Raw genomic sequence first — 16,137 nt, 5'->3', positions numbered from 1 at the left:
GACAACATATGAATTTAACTACTAAACTGCTTTTAGGGATTGGTTTGAGTGCCGGGTTTTTAGGCTATGCACAAGATTTGAGTCAGGTAAGACCTGTATTAACCGGAGCTCCATTCCTTAGAATCGCACCAGATGCAAGATCAGGAGGTATGGGAGATCAGGGTGTGGTAACTTCACCGGATGCTTTCTCACAATTCTGGAATGCGGCAAAATATCCTTTTAGCAGAACAAGTTCTTCTGTAGGTTTAAACTACACTCCATATATGGGAAAACTGACCAATGATGTATTTTTATTGTATGGTGCTTTCCATAAGTTTTTAGGTCAGGAAGAAAGATCTACCATCTCTGCAAGTATCTATTACTTCAATATGGGAGAAGTAGAACTTACTGAACTGGGAGTAGACAACACTGTAACTTCAAACGGGGTTTCAAAACCAAACGAATTCTCAATTGACGTTGCTTACGGTCTGAAATTATCAGATTCTTATTCAATGGCGGTTACCGGTAGATTCATCCGTTCAGATTTATCCGGCGGATTCAACACAGATACTACATTGAAGCCTGCAAATACTTTTGCAGTAGACGTTTCAGGATACTATACCTCACCAAGATTCTCAAGCATTGGAGGGATGGATGGTAAAGTGAATGCAGGTTTTGCGATCAGTAACTTAGGTCCTAAATTAGATTACACAGGAGACGAAAATTCAAGATCTTATCTTCCTACAATGGCAAGATTAGGAGTTGGGTACGATATGTATCTTGACGATATGAACAGAGTGGGAATTTCTGTAGAAGGTTCTAAAATCTTAGTACCCGGATCAGAATTTGTAGGTAATGACCCGAATACAAGACAGCCGATCTACGCAGTTCCAAACGTTGGGGTAATGTCAGGAATCGGAAAATCATTCAAAAATCCTAATTCAATCATGATGAGTGGTGCATTAGAATATTCTTATGACAATGCATTCTCTGTAAGAACAGGTTATTTCCACGAAAGTGAAGAGCAGGGAGCAAGACAGTTTGCAACTGCAGGTATTGGTTTGAAATACCGTTCTTTCGGTCTTGATGTTTCTTACCTGATTAATATGTCTAAAATTAATACTGCTTTGGATAACACACTTCGTTTCGGTCTTACCTGGAACATCGGTGACGAGACTTCTAATGTAGATTATTAAAAAATATCATATAAAATTCTGAAAAGTCTCATTTTTATGAGGCTTTTTTTATTTTCAATAATTTTGAAAACATCTCAATACCTTTTGATAAATTAAATAAAAATTCACAATTGACTTACGAAGTAAAACTGACAATTCACATTTAACCCTTATTTTTGCAATATGAACTATTCTTCGGAGCTTAAAAAAATCGTTACCAGCCAATATGTCTATTCTTCCATAAGAATAACATTGGCCACGGTGATCCCGTGTTTAGTTCTCTCCTACTTTGGAATCCTGAAAGAATATTTCCTTTTTCCTTTGGGAACCAGCTTTGTAGCATTAACCGATCAGCCGGGACCATTTATCAGACGTAGAAATTCACTTACGTTTGCTATTTTCTGTTTTGTAGTCGTTGCGTTGATTGCAAGTTTGGTCAAGGGAATTATTCCGCTTGTACTTTTAGAAATTGTTGTCTTTGGGATGTTTTTCTCTTTAATCGGAGTTTACGGACAAAGATTGGCGGCAGTAGGTTCTTTGGCATTGGTAGTTTTGGCTATTTTTATTGACGGACATTTAACAGGAGCTAATATTCTGAAAAGTCTGGTAATATTTGCTGCGGGATGCATCTGGTTTTTATTGATTTTCCTTGTTGTTACGACAATTCAGCCGTACAAACTCGCCAGTCAAATGATTGGTGAAAATTATCTTCAATTGGCAGAATTTCTTAAAATTAAAGCGAACTACTATCAGAAAAATCCTGATTTTGATAAGCTAAGCTTGCAGGTTATTGCAAAACAGATCGAAATAAAAAATCTTCAGGAAGAAACCCGCGAAACGGTTTTTAAAACCAGAACAATCGTTAATGAATCCACTACAATAAGCCGATTATTGATGCTGATGTTCCTGAATTCAATGGATCTTCACGAAAAACTGATGACCTCTGAAAGCGATTACAAAAAATTACAGGAAAGTTTTGAAGACACCGAAATTTTAGTCAAAATACACGATTATCTTAATATTCTTTCTGAGGAAATTGCCAACATCGGAATTTCGTTGCAAAGCAGCACAAGAGCAAGACCTATCGCAAATTTGAAGGATCGTGAGCATGAGCTCAATGTACATTATTTTGAACTTAGAAACAGACAAATGACACCAGATAATCTCGAGAATTTTATGATTCTACGTCAGATTATGATGCGCATTAACGAAATTACAAAGGAAATCAATGAAATTTATAAAGTATTTTCCCAGAATGTAAAGCTGGCAAAAAGTCTTTCTACTGGTTTAGATCTGAAAAAATTTATGCCCAGTGAACAGAAAATCAACTTTAAAGTTTTAAAAAGTAATATTTCTCTTACCTCATCTCATTTCCGTCATGCGATAAGAATTACCGTTGCTCTTTTGTTGGGATACCTGGTTTCTTTACTTCCGTTTGTAGAAATCGGTCACACCTATTGGATTTTGATTACAATAACGGCGATATTAAAACCGGCCTATTCTATTACGAAACAACGAAACTTTCTGCGTTTTTTCGGAACGGTTGCCGGTGCGGTAATTGCCTACGCTTTGCTGTATTTCATTCATGTAAATGCGATTCTGTTTGCGATTCTTCTGTTGAGTATGATATTATGTTTCAGTTTACTGAAAGGAAGATATTTCTGGGCGGTTTTATTTATGACGATCTATGTCTTTATGAGCTTCAATTTTCTGAATCCGGGAAATGTGAACGTTATTTTCAAAGACAGGATTGTAGATACAGTTATTGCAGGAATTATTGCTTTTCTGGTTTCTTATGTTGTGCTTCCTGTTTGGGAGCATACGCAGAATTTAGATTTAATGAAAAAATCTGCAGAAGCGAATCTTACCTATTTCCACAGTGTCATGTCTAAATTTCTCAATGAAGATTTCGATGTAGAAGATTATAAAGTAAGGCGGAAAAATGCAATCATCTCTTTGGCCAATCTTTCGGATAATTTCCAGAGAATGATTTCCGATCCTAAAAATCAGCAGAAAAAACTGGAAGTTGTGCATCAGTTTGTTGCTACTTCACACTTAATTACAGCTTATACCGCATCCCTGTCACAATATGCAAATAACAATCACGAATATCCTGAAATTGATTCTGAAAGTTGGGTGAAAAAAATTGAATCTGAAATGAATCAGGTTTCAGCAATTCTTAACGGCGAGAAAATACCGGAAACTTTAAGAATGGACAGCCGCCTTGAGCCGGAAGATTCTTCTATTGAAGATATGCTCCTCAGAAGAAAAACTGAGCTTATGGAAAACGAACATTTGGACACAAGAGATCCGAATAAAATTTCACATTTAACGGAACTTAAAAATATTCACGATGTTTTGGAGCTCATCTACGATGTTGCCAAAGAACAGCGAAAAGTAATTGAAAAATACAGAAACGAAGAAATTACTCCTCAACAATCGTAAAGCAGTACTCGTCGAAAAACTCCACTCTCGCTTTTAATTCGTCAGAAATTTTATCATCGTGAACTCTGCATTTGATGTGATGAAGATGTTTTAATTCAAAAGGTCTTACTTCATAATGTTTTTTCAGCGACCAGTGTTTGGAATGATGAATTTTGTACATACTTTCCTTTACGCTCCAGATAATGGTATAGAAAATAACTTCGGTATCAAAAGGAATAAATCCGCGCTCATTTTCATAGGTGAATTTATCGATCACCCTTAAAATTTTAGGATGGAATTTTTCAAGATCAATACCTATCTTATTTTTTGAAATGGCAATTGCCGCAAACGGATAAGAATGCGTAATCGAAATTTCAGCATCTTTTGGAGACAAAAAAGGTTCTCTTTCTTTATATAGAATTTTAGAATCAGGTTTTAAACTTTTCAAAAGTTTTCTGACCATTAAAACCTCCAGCAATTTTTTAGGATGATAATCTTTTACTTTCTCGGCATTTTCAGGCTCTAAAAGTTCATCTATATTCAGCTCATCATTCTCGTCGTATTTCCATACGAGAATCGTAGCGTTATCATCAGAAAAATCCCGGTAAAGAGGCATGGTTTTATATTATTGGGTAAAAATAGTGAAAAAAATTTTGGTTGGATGATGGAAGCTGGGTGATGGAAGTTTTTGAGCTGGGTGTTGGATGTGTGATGCTGGATGTTTTGTGATTAGTATTCTGAAGCGAAATTCTCAATTGAAATCTAATATTAACACAAATTTGTCATGCTGAAAGCATCAAAAATAATTACATAAACCGCAGAAATGTTTTCAGCACGACAATCAGACCATGAAATTTTACTAAATTTAATTATAAAAAAACGCTTAATCATAACATTTTAGTGAACTCAATATTTTTTAAAAGTTAAAAACCTACACGCAAACATTTAAACATCCTGCACCCAGCTTCCAGCACCCTACGTCAAAAAAAATCCACTTAAATCTAAGACTCAAGTGAATTCAATATTATTTAAAGCTAAAAAACTAAAGCAGTTAGTTGTAAAACATCCCGCATCCAGCTTCCAACATCCAGCTTATTTAGATTGGTGATTCTGATCGTTTCTATGCTCCATGATTTCAAGATTTTCATCTACGAAATAAGCGCTTCCAAAACCGTTTACATAAGAACCTTTTATTGGGTGAAGACCTATTAGAATAAAATCTTTCATCTCGGCAATTACATCAACTACTTTACCGTGATTCTCTTTCAATTGAGAAACAACTGCATTCCATGTTTCAGAATCTCTTTCAATCTGAGAAGTTGATGCTTCGATTGTTAATCTTTCTCTTGCGTAGATTTGTTTTGTTGCAGACTCGTCTTCGATGAACATGACAGAAGTTTTTCTTCCGTCTGCAAGATTCTTCGTATGTTTTGCCATAAAAGACACCAATACGTAAAATGTATTTCCAACCTGCACAAACGGTGCATAGCTCGAATTCGGAGTTCCTTCTGCATCTACTGTTGCCAGAATAACACTTTTACTTCTTTCAATAAGTTCTTTCACTTTTGGAGCCAATGGCTTCGCCTGTCTTTTTGCTTCTTCCTGAGTATTTGTATGATTCATAAAATAGATTTATCTACCACAAAAATACACTATTTAGATTTAAAATAAATAAACTTAAGCCTGCAATATCTCATATAACTGATTTTTTGCTGTTTTTTTATCTTAATTATTAGTTGTAATTTTGCGTTTTAAAATTCGAAATAAAATATTCATACGATATGAGTACAACAACACAATACGTTCCTTATAAAGTTAAGGACATTTCTCTTGCAGAATGGGGAAGAAAAGAAATTACATTGGCTGAAGCTGAAATGCCGGGCTTAATGGCAATTCGTGAAGAATACGGGCCATCTCAACCTCTTAAAGGGGCAAGAATCGCAGGATGTCTTCACATGACTATTCAGACTGCAGTTTTGATCGAAACTTTGGTTGCTCTTGGGGCTGAAGTTACCTGGTCATCTTGTAATATATTTTCTACACAGGATCACGCTGCTGCTGCGATTGCTGCTGCCGGAATTCCGGTTTATGCCTGGAAAGGTCTTAACGAAGAAGAATTCGACTGGTGTATTGAGCAGACTATTTTCTTTGGAGAAGACAGAAAGCCCTTGAACATGATTTTGGATGATGGTGGTGATCTAACGAACATGGTTTTTGATAAATATCCTGAGCTTACTGCCGGAATCAAAGGACTTTCTGAAGAAACTACAACGGGGGTTCACAGATTGTACGAAAGAATGAAGAACGGAACTTTGGTAATGCCTGCTATCAACGTAAATGATTCGGTGACTAAATCTAAATTCGACAACAAATACGGATGTAAAGAATCTGCAGTAGATGCTGTAAGAAGAGCGACTGACGTAATGCTTGCCGGAAAAAGAGTGGTAGTTTGCGGATACGGAGACGTAGGTAAAGGTACTGCCGCATCTTTCAGAGGAGCTGGTTCTATCGTTACGGTAACTGAAATTGATCCAATCTGTGCTTTACAGGCTGCAATGGACGGTTATGAAGTTAAAAGACTGGATACTGTAGTTGATAACGCAGATATCATTATTACAACAACAGGTAACTTCAACATCGTAAGAGGAGAGCATTTCCTTAAAATGAAAGATAAAGCGATCGTTTGTAACATTGGTCACTTCGATAACGAAATCGATATGGCTTGGTTAAACAAAAACTACGGTCACACAAAATCTGAAGTGAAGCCTCAGGTTGATATCTACACCATCGAAGGCAAAGAAGTGATTATTCTTGCTGAAGGTCGTTTGGTAAACCTTGGTTGTGCTACAGGTCACCCTTCTTTTGTAATGTCTAACTCTTTCTCTAACCAGACTTTGGCTCAGATCGAACTTTGGAACAACTCTGAAGCTTACGGAAATGAAGTTTATATGTTGCCTAAACATTTAGATGAAAAAGTAGCCGCTTTGCACCTTAAGAAATTAAGCGTAGAACTGGAAACTCTTTCTCCTGAACAGGCTGATTATATCGGTGTTTCTGTTGAAGGACCATTCAAGCCAGAATATTACAGATACTAAAAAATTGTCATCCTGAGCTTGTCAAAGGATCTCATATAAAATTAAATCCCATTATTCAAAATAGTGGGATTTTTTGTTAAATACTTTTTCTAATTTAACAAGGAATTTCTATTGTTGAAAAATTAAAAATAAAATGAAGGGGCATTTTTCCTTGCTCAATCATGCCTATTACACAGTATTAAATAGCTGCAATGGTAAAAAATTAAAATGAGATTATTATTGATATTTTTCCGTAAACAAAAAAGGATATCGCTTCTATAGATAGCAAAGGTTTAAAGTTACTTTAGGAAATTTTCAACCTGACAGGAAATAAATAACCCCATCAATTCAAAAAAAAACATATATTTGATTTAATAATAAACTTAAAATTACAAGTAATGAAAAAACAAGGAGTTTCAAATGCATTTATCGCTGCATCATGGATCGCTTTAGCGGCAGGAATGATTGGTTTCATTGTCGGTCTTGTCAGAGCAGAAATGCAGCTTAATGAAAAGGGATACTACTTTACCATCCTACTTTACGGATTGTTTGCCGTAGTTTCTCTTCAAAAAGCGGTTCGCGACCGTTTAGAAAATATTAAAGTAACCGACATCTATTACGGAATATGCTGGTTTGCAACAATATCATCTATTGTTTTGCTGGCAATCGGACTTTGGAATGCCACTATCCTTCCGAGTGAAAAAGGCTTTTATGGCCTTGCTTATCTTCTGGCTTTATTTGGTGCCATTGCCGTCCAGAAAAATACCCGGGACAACATGATGCAGGAATAAACTACTCATAACCACCTTAAAAGGTGGTTTTTTCATGTTTTATCTCACAATAAAATGAAAAATAAATTACTATATTTGACTGTTATTTTACAGCATCTGTTTAATAACAGAAAGTAAAGAATTCAGACATTCCAGAGACTGCTTACCCAATGTAAACCTGGAGAAACTGAACGGCAAAGGCATGCCAATAAAGGAAATTATAGCCACTAAACATGATCATGGATACTAAAATTACTAATACTTAACACCAGACAGAATATACTATGAAAAAATTTACTTTACTGTTAATCTTCGTCTTATGTTGCGTCTCTGTTAAAGCACAGGATGAATTTATCACCACCTGGAAACCCGGAAATCACCAAAATCCACTACCAACTTCTCCACCTTTTCCATCATCCGACACACAGGCATGGGCCCCTTTCCGCGGAACAAACTATACGGTGTACTGGGAAGAAGTGGGCTATCCTTCCCACAATTCCACGCTCACTGGTGTCACTTCCCAAAATCAGATTTTGCTGGATTTTGGAACACCATTAAATCCCATCCCCACCAACGCCACATACACCGTAAAGGTGACGAACGGCGCAGGAAACTTTCACCGTGTAGTTTTTAGAGACAATGAAAGTGGACTTTCTGACAACTCAATGGGGGACTTCTTAAAAATTACGGAAATCAATCAATGGGGTTCTGTACTATGGTCTTCGATGAATGGCGCATTTACCGGATGTCTAAACCTGAATATGACTGCTACAGACACTCCCAACCTCAGCAATGTTACCGATATGGCGGGGATTTTTTCCGGCTGCACGTCGCTAATTGGCAACGCTACTATCAACAACTGGGATATTTCCGAAGTAACCAACCTGTCGGGAGCTTTTACCACATGTATTCTCTTCGATCAGCCCCTCGGTAACTGGAATACTGCTAAAGTGCAGAATATGGGTGCGATGTTCCTGATGTGCCAAAACTTCAATCAACCTATCGGAAACTGGAACACCTCCCAAGTTATTGCGATGGATGCAATGTTTAATAATGCCAGAAAATTTAATCAACCTATCGGCAACTGGAACGTTTCAAATGTTGCAGAAATGGAATTTATGTTTTCCCATGCTTGGGCCTTTAATCAGCCTATCGGAAACTGGAATGTATCCGGAGCTTGGCAAATGAATCACATGTTTCTGAGTGCTAAGGCATTCAACCAGCCTATCGGAAACTGGAACACTTCCGCTGCCACCACCATGGAAGGAATGTTTTATAATGCCTCTTCATTTAATCAGCCTCTAAGCAGCTGGAACACTACAAATGTCGTCAACATGGCGACAATGTTTCAGGGCGCACTTGCTTTCAATCAAAATATCAGCACCTGGAACACTTCACAGGTCACCTTCATGCAAAATATGTTCGCTGGAGCTTCCAGTTTTAACCAAAATCTCGGTACATGGAACTTGGGTGCTCTTGTTAACGCTTCAGGTATGCTGCAGAACTCAGGGCTTAATTGCCAAAATTATGACAAAACTCTCTATGGCTGGAACCTAAATCCTACGACTCCGAATGGCATCAATATCAGCAGCGCAGCGCCACTGATTTATACTCACAGTGCAGCAGTATCAGCAAGAAACAACCTGATTAATGCTAAAGGCTGGACAATCACCGGAGACTCTTATGACGACAGATGTGAATCAGTACTTACCGCACTAGAGTCAACTCTACCCGACAATTTCAGTATTTATCCAAATCCCGCATCTGATTTTATTTATGTGAAAAATCTAAAAAGTGGTCTGAGCTATAAAATTTATGATGTCGCAGGAAGACTGATTGTAAAGGATAATCTAAACAAAAATCAAATTGACATCAGGAGTTTATCGAAAGGAAATTATATTCTTCAGATAATTATCGGTAATACAATAAAAAGCCTTAAAATTGTAAAGAAATAACAATCAACAAAATACAATATGAAAAAGGCTTTCTATACTTTGATCATTTCTCTCCTTGGCTTTTTTCCAAAGGCGCAAAATGAGTTTATTACGACCTGGAAACCGAGTAATTATTCAAATTCATCCCTGCCTGATGCGCCATATCCATCTTCACAGAATCAGGTGTGGGCTCCGTTCCGTGGAAATAATTATACCATTTATTGGGAGGAAGTGGGTTATCCGTCCCATCATATGACGATGAATAACGTGACATCTGCCTACCAGATACTTTTAGATTTTGGTACTCCCCTCAATCCTTTGCCTCAGAGCGCAACATATCGAGTAAAAGTAAGTAACGGAAACGGTAATTTTCAGAGGATCGCATTCCGAGAAACTCAGGGCAGCACCTATTTGGCTAAGGGCGATGTCCACAAGATTATAGAAATCAACCAGTGGGGCACTATAGCGTTCACGTCCATGAACAACGCTTTTCACTCGTGCAGATTCCTGCAGATTACAGCAACAGACAGCCCTAACCTGAGTAATGTGACCGATATGTCTCATATGTTTGAAAACTGTGAAACACTGACAGGAAATAGTTCTTTCAATAACTGGAATACCTCTTCGGTGACTGATCTCTCCAATACCTTCACCGGCTGTCTCCTCTTTAATCAACCCATCGGAAACTGGAATACATCAAATGTTCAGAACATGAGGGGCACTTTCACAATGGCTCAAAATTTCAATCAGCCCATCGGAAACTGGAATACCTCTCAGGTAATCACAATGGAAAGTATGTTTAACACCGCAAAAAGTTTCAACCAGCCTATTGGCAACTGGAATATGGCAAATGTGCAGAATGTAAAATATATGTTTTCCAACGCATGGGCTTTTAATCAACCTCTTGCAAATTGGAATATTTTACAAATTACTTCACTGGAAGGCATGTTTGCATTCGCAAAAGCCTTTAATCAACCCATCGGAAGCTGGAATACCTCATCAATTACGGATCTTCGCACTATGTTTTTTAATGCAACCGCATTTAATCAGCCTCTCGGAAGTTGGAACACTTCAAATGTCACTTTATCAAACGGAATGTTTGCTGGCGCTTCCACTTTTAATCAGCCTTTAGGAAGCTGGGACACTTCCAATATTACCAATATACAGAATATGTTCAATGGAGCTACAAATTTTAATCAAAATTTGGGAAGCTGGAATTTGTCATCTCTTACTTTAGGCGAGATGATGTTTTTTAATTCCGGTTTAAACTGCCAGAATTATGACAGTACACTCTACGGATGGAGCCAAAATCCCGCAACCCCAAACAACATCAGCATTATGAATGCTTCACCTCTCAATTACGCTCATCCCGCAGCTATTACTGCCAGAAATCAACTGATAACAGCAAAAGGCTGGACAATTGTGGGAGATGTCTACAATGCAAACTGCGAATCTAATTTGTCGCTATCTGAAATCAAATTTAAAAACGAGTTTTCGATCTACCCTAATCCCGCTTCAGATTTTATTTATCTAAAAGACAGTAAAAACACAGAGTACTACAAAGTTTTTGACAGCAATGGAAGATTGGTTATACACGGAAAATTAAATGAAGCAACCATTGATGTACAAAATCTTGTAAAAGGAAGTTACCTGCTCGAAATTACCGATAAAATGTCTATAAAGAATTTTAAGTTCATCAAGAAATAGAAACTCGAGATCTTGCTCTTCACCTTAAAAACTTTCACTTTCACTATAATTAAGAGTAAAAGTTCCCAAAAACCTTTACCGAACCAGCAACTACAGAAAACTTCGGCGGTGGTGGGAAAATGCAAAGAGGCACGCAGCAGCTCTTTTCACCTACTTAAAAGTAAACAGTAAACCCGCTTTTTCAGCGGGTTTGTGTAATTATTTATGAATCGTAATGATTGGGATGTTTAGATTTGATATCATCCACCGTTCCTAAAACTTTCTCCTTCAAAGAATCCTGATATTTCTGAAGATCTCCGGCAATCTTTTCATCTGCGCTTCCTAAAATTTTAGCAGCTAAAATTCCGGCGTTCAGCGCGCCGTTCAATGCAACGGTTGCCACAGGAATTCCGCCCGGCATTTGCAGGATAGACAAAACCGAATCCCAGCCGTCGATAGAATTGCTCGATAAAATCGGAACCCCGATTACCGGTAACGTTGTGCAGCTTGCCACCATACCCGGAAGATGAGCCGCTCCTCCTGCTCCGGCAATAATTACTTTCAAACCTCTTTCTTTTGCTGTTTTTGCATAGTCGAACATTCTTTCAGGAGTTCTGTGCGCCGAAACAACTGTTAGTTCGTACGGAATATCCAAAGATTTCAAAAAAGTTGCTGCCTGTTCCATGATTGGTAAGTCGCTCTGACTTCCCATGATGATTCCTACCATTTTTCTTTCGTTTATTAGATTCTTCAAAGATAATCATTTTAAAAGTGAATGGTAAATTATGAATTGTGAATCGTCAATTGTGAATTTGCTTCACTGTAAATCTTAATAATTTCGAATTTATTTTAATATTAAAAATTACCATTGACTTGCAAAGCAAAATCCACAATTCACCTTCAGAAAGCACTATCTTTGCACTTTATTTCTATCTTTTGAAAAACTACAAGCTTACTTTAGCCATTTTTACGGTTGCCATTGTTTGGGGTACTACATTTCTTGCGATCAGAGTTGCCGTAGAAACTATTCCGGCTTGGTTTGTTGCAGGAATCCGTCAGTTTTTGGCAGCGATGATTATGATGATCATTCTTTTGTATAAAAAAGAGTTTAAATGGATTGGCTGGAAAAACTTAGGATATCAGCTTATATTTTCAACATTGATGCTAATTGTTGCCAACGGAATGACAACTGTTGCAGAGGAAGAAGTAACAAGCAGTTTAACATCGTTGATCAGTGCTTGTTCGCCCATTGTTGTGTTTCTCGGAAGTGTTGCTATTGGTCTTCAAAAATTTACACTCAGAACATTTTTTGGTGTTTTACTCTGTTTCAGTGGGATTTTGTTTATTTTCTGGGATGGTTTATCCGACATGGCAAATTCCGATTACCGCATGGGAATCATTTACCTTTTCATTGCTATCGGAGGTTGGGCTTCAGGAACGATTTTCACTAAAAAACTCAATATTCAAAGCCGGAATATCTCGCTCAATCTTTTCTATCAGTTTATTTTCGCAGGAATCGTACAGCTTTGTTTTGCATTTCTTTTTTCCGAGTCGTATAATTTTGAAAACTGGAGCGTAAAAAGTATCTCAGCCATGATTTACCTTGCCGTTTTCGGTTCTGTGGCAGCGTTTTTTGCATTTCATTATGCTTTAACGAGGGTTTCACCGGTTCAGGTTTCTATTTTAGCGTATGTAAATACGATTATTTCCATATTTTTAAGCTGGCTGATTCTGAATGAAAAAATTTCTGCTAAATTTATCAGCGCAGCGGTGCTGATTATTGTAGGTGTTTTTATAATTAATTATAACAAAGAGCTTTTTAAAAGGAAAAAGATTGAGAAACAATCAATTTAATATAGTAATATTTAAACTGTTACGAATAACACTCTAAACTATGAAAAAAACACTCATAACCTCCATAACCCTAATTATTTTAATAATTATTTCATTTACAATTTATTGGAATCTTCCCATAGAAATCACGAGAAAATCTGATATAAAAACCGGAAATGAAATTATTGAAAACATAGAAAGTTACCGTACAAAAAACTATAAACTTCCGGAAGAAAACGATTGGCAAACTTTGGAGCAATTAGGATTAGAAAAAGACAATCATGCGAAACCGGTTTATACGAAAGATGAAAAAGGAAATTATGAATTATTTTATGATGACGGTTTAGGAGGACCTTATCTATTATGGAATTCAACCGAGAAAAAATGGACGATTGATTTGCCGAAAATCATATCAAAATAAAGAAAGACTGCCCAAAAGCAGTCTTCCTAAATAATAATTTAAGCAATTACTTTTACCATCGATTTCACCTGAATCAGTTTTTCCATCAATTCTTCTCTCGAATCTGCCAAAACATTGATATGGCCCATTTTTCTTCCCGGTTTAGTCTCTGTTTTTCCGTATAAATGAACGTACGTTTCAGGTAATTTTAAAACTTCTTCCATCCCTTCATAAATTACTTTCCCTGAAAATCCTTCTGCTCCAACCAAATTCAGCATTCCGCTGTAAATAATCGCATCCGTATCTGCCAAAGGAAGATTTTTCACGACACGGTACATCTGCTCAAACTGTGAATTGGCATTTCCTTCCTGACTTTGATGTCCTGAATTGTGTAATCTCGGAGCCGTTTCGTTAACCCAAACTTTTCCTTCTTTATCCAAAAACAACTCGATAGCAAATAATCCGGGAGAATTAACTGCAGCCAAAAATTTTTCAGTGATTGCATCAATTTGCTCTTCAATTTCTTTCGCTAAATGAACCGGACAAACATTGAAATCCAACAAATTTAATTTCGGATCTGCAACCATTTCTGTTACCGGGAAAGTTTGCGTTTCACCGTTTTCATTTTTAGCAACAATTATCGAAAGTTCTTTGTCGATATCCACCAATTTTTCAAGAACAGAATCCTGAGTCCAAAGATTTTTCATGTCTTCATTGGTACGGATTACCTGAACTCCTTTTCCATCATAACCTCCTGTATTCATTTTCTGTACAAAAGGAAGGGGCATTTTTATTTCGTCTGAACTTCCGTCCATGATTTCAAATTCAGGACTTGGGATATTGTGCTCTTCATAAAATTTCTTCTGAAGAATCTTCTGCTGAATCGTTTTAATAATCTGAGAATTCGGAACTACTTTGATGCCCTGATTTTCAAGTTCGGCCAAAGCATCTGCATTCACTTGCTCAATTTCAATCGTGACAACATCTTTATCTTTTCCGAATTCTAAAACGGTATCATAATCATTGAAATTCCCTTGTGTAAAATATGAAATATTATGACAAGGCGCATCTGAAGCCGGATCTAAAGTATAAAACTCATCATCGTATTTCAACGCTTCCTGAATCAGCATTCGTCCTAACTGACCGCCTCCTAAAATTCCTATTTTCATTTTTTATTTTAATTTTTATTAGATTTAAGTTCAATTTAAACGCAAAGTGCGCAAAGATTTATTCAAATTACTCTGTGTATTTTTCGTTCGCAAAGGCGTTTGACTACGTCGAATCTATGATTTCACTCAGCGAAGAACATAATGTATACTAAATTTTATCAATTTTTAAATAACCCAATCCCATTGGATTTTGCTGATTTTCTGCTTCAGATTTAATCAAAACAATAGAATATTTTTCTTTCATTTTTTCAGGTAGAATATCATTCACGTTGAAAATATCATCAATATCGACTCCGTGCTTATCATCGATGTGGCTCACTGCTCCTTCAAAACCCATTGTTTTGTAAAAATCAGTCTGTTTTGCTTTTTTCACAATATCTGCCATTGAAGTTCCCACCATTAAATGTTGCTCATGAAACTCCTCAAAATAACCTTTCTTATATCCTCCTAAATTGATAAAATACAGTTGATTTTCTGAAACCTTATCCCCTTTTTCAACAATTTTCACCTCAAAACCATCTGCAAATTTAACTTCCTGATAACAATCTAGATGAATTTTCCCTTCCGCTTCTTTCCAGAATTCTTTGATGTCGGGAACGAGATCTTTCAGGCTTTCTGCAATTCCGAAAAATACGTCGTGCTGCTCGATATTTCTACCTTTCGGAGTAGCTCCGAGGATCATGTAAAACAGTTTCATTGAGGTTTCCATTCTGCAAAAATACGGCAAAAAATAATCTTTATTTAAATGTTTGCCCGAAAACCGCAATAGTTTTGATTAGAAAGAAAAAATGAAAATTAAAAAATTAAATTAAAGTTTTATCGTTAGATGAAGAAACTGATAAACTATACCATGAAATTATTCTTTAAAACTATTTTTCTTATCCCATTTATTTTTTCTCAGAATTACTTTTCACAATCTGATTATTCATTGGGATTAACTTTAGGTTCGGGAATCAACTTTTATAAAAAAACTCTTCCTGTTGATAAAAACCATTTTAGTTCAAATAAACCTGTTTCACTTTACATTGGTTTAAAACTTATGAAAAATTTAAATGAAGAAAATAAATTGTTTGCTGATCTTTTGCTTACAAGGAAAAAAATAGAATATGATTACAATCTAAATGAACCCGAAATACCTTTTACTAATAAAGAAACTTTCGGACAAAAATATGATTGCATCTCTTTATTTGTTGGTTACAGAAGGTTATTTCCACTCAGAGAAAATTATTTATATGCTGAAGCAAGTGTAGGTACCGATTACAACAATAATGTCATGAGTTACAATGAAGGAATCGGAGAATCGCAAGAAAATTTTAATGGAAGTATCAATTTTGAAAATACTTACAACACCAATTTAGGAGAAAAAAGCTATACCATAAGTTCAAATATTGGTTTCGGGTTAAATTTCGGAGCAAGAAATCAATATGATGTTGGAGTAAATATGAATATTCCTATTCAAAAAATCCAGACAAAAGAATCCGATTATCAATACACATGGAATTATAAAAACAAAGAATATATTCATCAGTTAAAATATTTTGGAACTATTTATTATCCAAATCTAAGATTAACTTATTACTTTTTTTGAGGATTTAATTTGCTTTAATTTGATTAAAAGACAGCTTAAATTGCCTTTTATAATCTAAAAAATAATATTAAGTTAATGTTTGCCCGAAAACCGCAATAGTTTTAT

Annotated in this window: 14 protein-coding genes; 9 read left to right on the top strand and 5 right to left on the bottom strand. The window is 36.2% G+C overall.

The features are described from left to right. Positions 1-8 precede the first annotated feature (8 nt). Both porV and ACR1PN_RS05970 read left to right on the top strand, forming a co-directional pair. The gene (gene porV / locus ACR1PN_RS05975; protein WP_378174877.1) at positions 9-1,175 is read left to right on the top strand and encodes a type IX secretion system outer membrane channel protein PorV; all 1,167 of its coding nucleotides are present in this window, start codon (positions 9-11) and stop codon (positions 1,173-1,175) included. A gap of 162 nt (positions 1,176-1,337) precedes the next feature. Continuing rightward, positions 1,338-3,599 (top strand): FUSC family protein, encoded by a 2,262-nt coding sequence (locus ACR1PN_RS05970; RefSeq protein WP_378174880.1) that lies wholly within the window; start codon positions 1,338-1,340, stop codon positions 3,597-3,599. On the opposite strand, the gene ACR1PN_RS05965 is transcribed toward ACR1PN_RS05970, so the two are convergent. After that, entirely contained in the window at positions 3,580-4,194 is a 615-nt protein-coding gene (locus tag ACR1PN_RS05965; protein ID WP_433979264.1) for a 4'-phosphopantetheinyl transferase family protein, read from the bottom strand. The two genes, ACR1PN_RS05970 and ACR1PN_RS05965, sit on opposite strands and share 20 nt — an antisense overlap. Positions 4,195-4,670: 476 nt before the next feature. Then, positions 4,671-5,201, bottom strand: a complete 531-nt coding sequence (locus ACR1PN_RS05960; protein ID WP_433979263.1) for a HugZ family protein — start codon at positions 5,199-5,201, stop codon at positions 4,671-4,673. A gap of 158 nt (positions 5,202-5,359) precedes the next feature. On the opposite strand from ACR1PN_RS05960, the gene ahcY reads away from it, so the two are divergent. The 4 genes from ahcY (at position 5,360) to ACR1PN_RS05940 (ending at position 11,063) form a co-directional block, all read left to right on the top strand. After that, entirely contained in the window at positions 5,360-6,673 is a 1,314-nt protein-coding gene (gene ahcY, locus ACR1PN_RS05955; protein WP_378174889.1) for an adenosylhomocysteinase, read from the top strand. A gap of 377 nt (positions 6,674-7,050) precedes the next feature. After that, positions 7,051-7,443: an inner membrane protein YiaA gene (gene yiaA / locus ACR1PN_RS05950; RefSeq protein ID WP_433979262.1), complete on the top strand. Its 393-nt coding sequence runs from the start codon at positions 7,051-7,053 to the stop codon at positions 7,441-7,443. Between the two features lie 263 nt (positions 7,444-7,706). Then, positions 7,707-9,377 carry a BspA family leucine-rich repeat surface protein gene (locus ACR1PN_RS05945; RefSeq protein ID WP_433979261.1) on the top strand — a complete coding sequence of 557 codons (1,671 nt, stop codon included), beginning with the start codon at positions 7,707-7,709 and terminating at the stop codon, positions 9,375-9,377. A gap of 18 nt (positions 9,378-9,395) precedes the next feature. Beyond that, a complete protein-coding gene (locus tag ACR1PN_RS05940; RefSeq protein WP_433979260.1) occupies positions 9,396-11,063 on the top strand; it encodes a BspA family leucine-rich repeat surface protein in 1,668 nt (555 codons plus the stop codon). 202 nt (positions 11,064-11,265) lie between these two features. Here ACR1PN_RS05940 and purE read toward each other — a convergent pair whose 3' ends face one another. Continuing rightward, complete coding sequence (gene purE, locus ACR1PN_RS05935) at positions 11,266-11,769, bottom strand: 5-(carboxyamino)imidazole ribonucleotide mutase (protein ID WP_433979341.1); 504 nt, start codon at positions 11,767-11,769, stop codon at positions 11,266-11,268. A gap of 209 nt (positions 11,770-11,978) precedes the next feature. Here purE and ACR1PN_RS05930 point away from each other — a divergent pair, with 209 nt between their 5' ends. Both ACR1PN_RS05930 and ACR1PN_RS05925 read left to right on the top strand, forming a co-directional pair. Next, complete coding sequence (locus ACR1PN_RS05930) at positions 11,979-12,896, top strand: DMT family transporter (protein ID WP_433979340.1); 918 nt, start codon at positions 11,979-11,981, stop codon at positions 12,894-12,896. Between the two features lie 40 nt (positions 12,897-12,936). Then, on the top strand, positions 12,937-13,296 hold the full coding sequence (locus ACR1PN_RS05925; protein WP_433979259.1) for a hypothetical protein: 360 nt from the start codon (positions 12,937-12,939) through the stop codon (positions 13,294-13,296). Positions 13,297-13,334: 38 nt separating this feature from the next. Here the strand turns inward: ACR1PN_RS05925 and ACR1PN_RS05920 are convergent, their stop codons facing one another. Together ACR1PN_RS05920 and ACR1PN_RS05915 are read right to left on the bottom strand one after the other, a co-directional pair. Beyond that, a complete protein-coding gene (locus ACR1PN_RS05920) occupies positions 13,335-14,444 on the bottom strand; it encodes a 5-(carboxyamino)imidazole ribonucleotide synthase (RefSeq protein ID WP_433979258.1) in 1,110 nt (369 codons plus the stop codon). 148 nt (positions 14,445-14,592) lie between these two features. Beyond that, positions 14,593-15,141 carry a DUF1543 domain-containing protein gene (locus tag ACR1PN_RS05915; RefSeq protein WP_433979257.1) on the bottom strand — a complete coding sequence of 183 codons (549 nt, stop codon included), beginning with the start codon at positions 15,139-15,141 and terminating at the stop codon, positions 14,593-14,595. A 129-nt stretch (positions 15,142-15,270) separates the two neighbouring features. Here ACR1PN_RS05915 and ACR1PN_RS05910 point away from each other — a divergent pair, with 129 nt between their 5' ends. Then, complete coding sequence (locus ACR1PN_RS05910) at positions 15,271-16,032, top strand: hypothetical protein (RefSeq protein WP_433979256.1); 762 nt, start codon at positions 15,271-15,273, stop codon at positions 16,030-16,032. Positions 16,033-16,137: the final 105 nt, after the last annotated feature.

It is taken from the genome of Chryseobacterium sp. RLHN22 (genome assembly GCF_051011795.1).
Taxonomy (GTDB): Bacteria; Bacteroidota; Bacteroidia; order Flavobacteriales; family Weeksellaceae; genus Chryseobacterium; species Chryseobacterium zhengzhouense.
The sequence above is the reverse complement of the archived record's forward strand: the minus strand, read 5'-3'. Positions and strand labels throughout refer to the sequence as shown.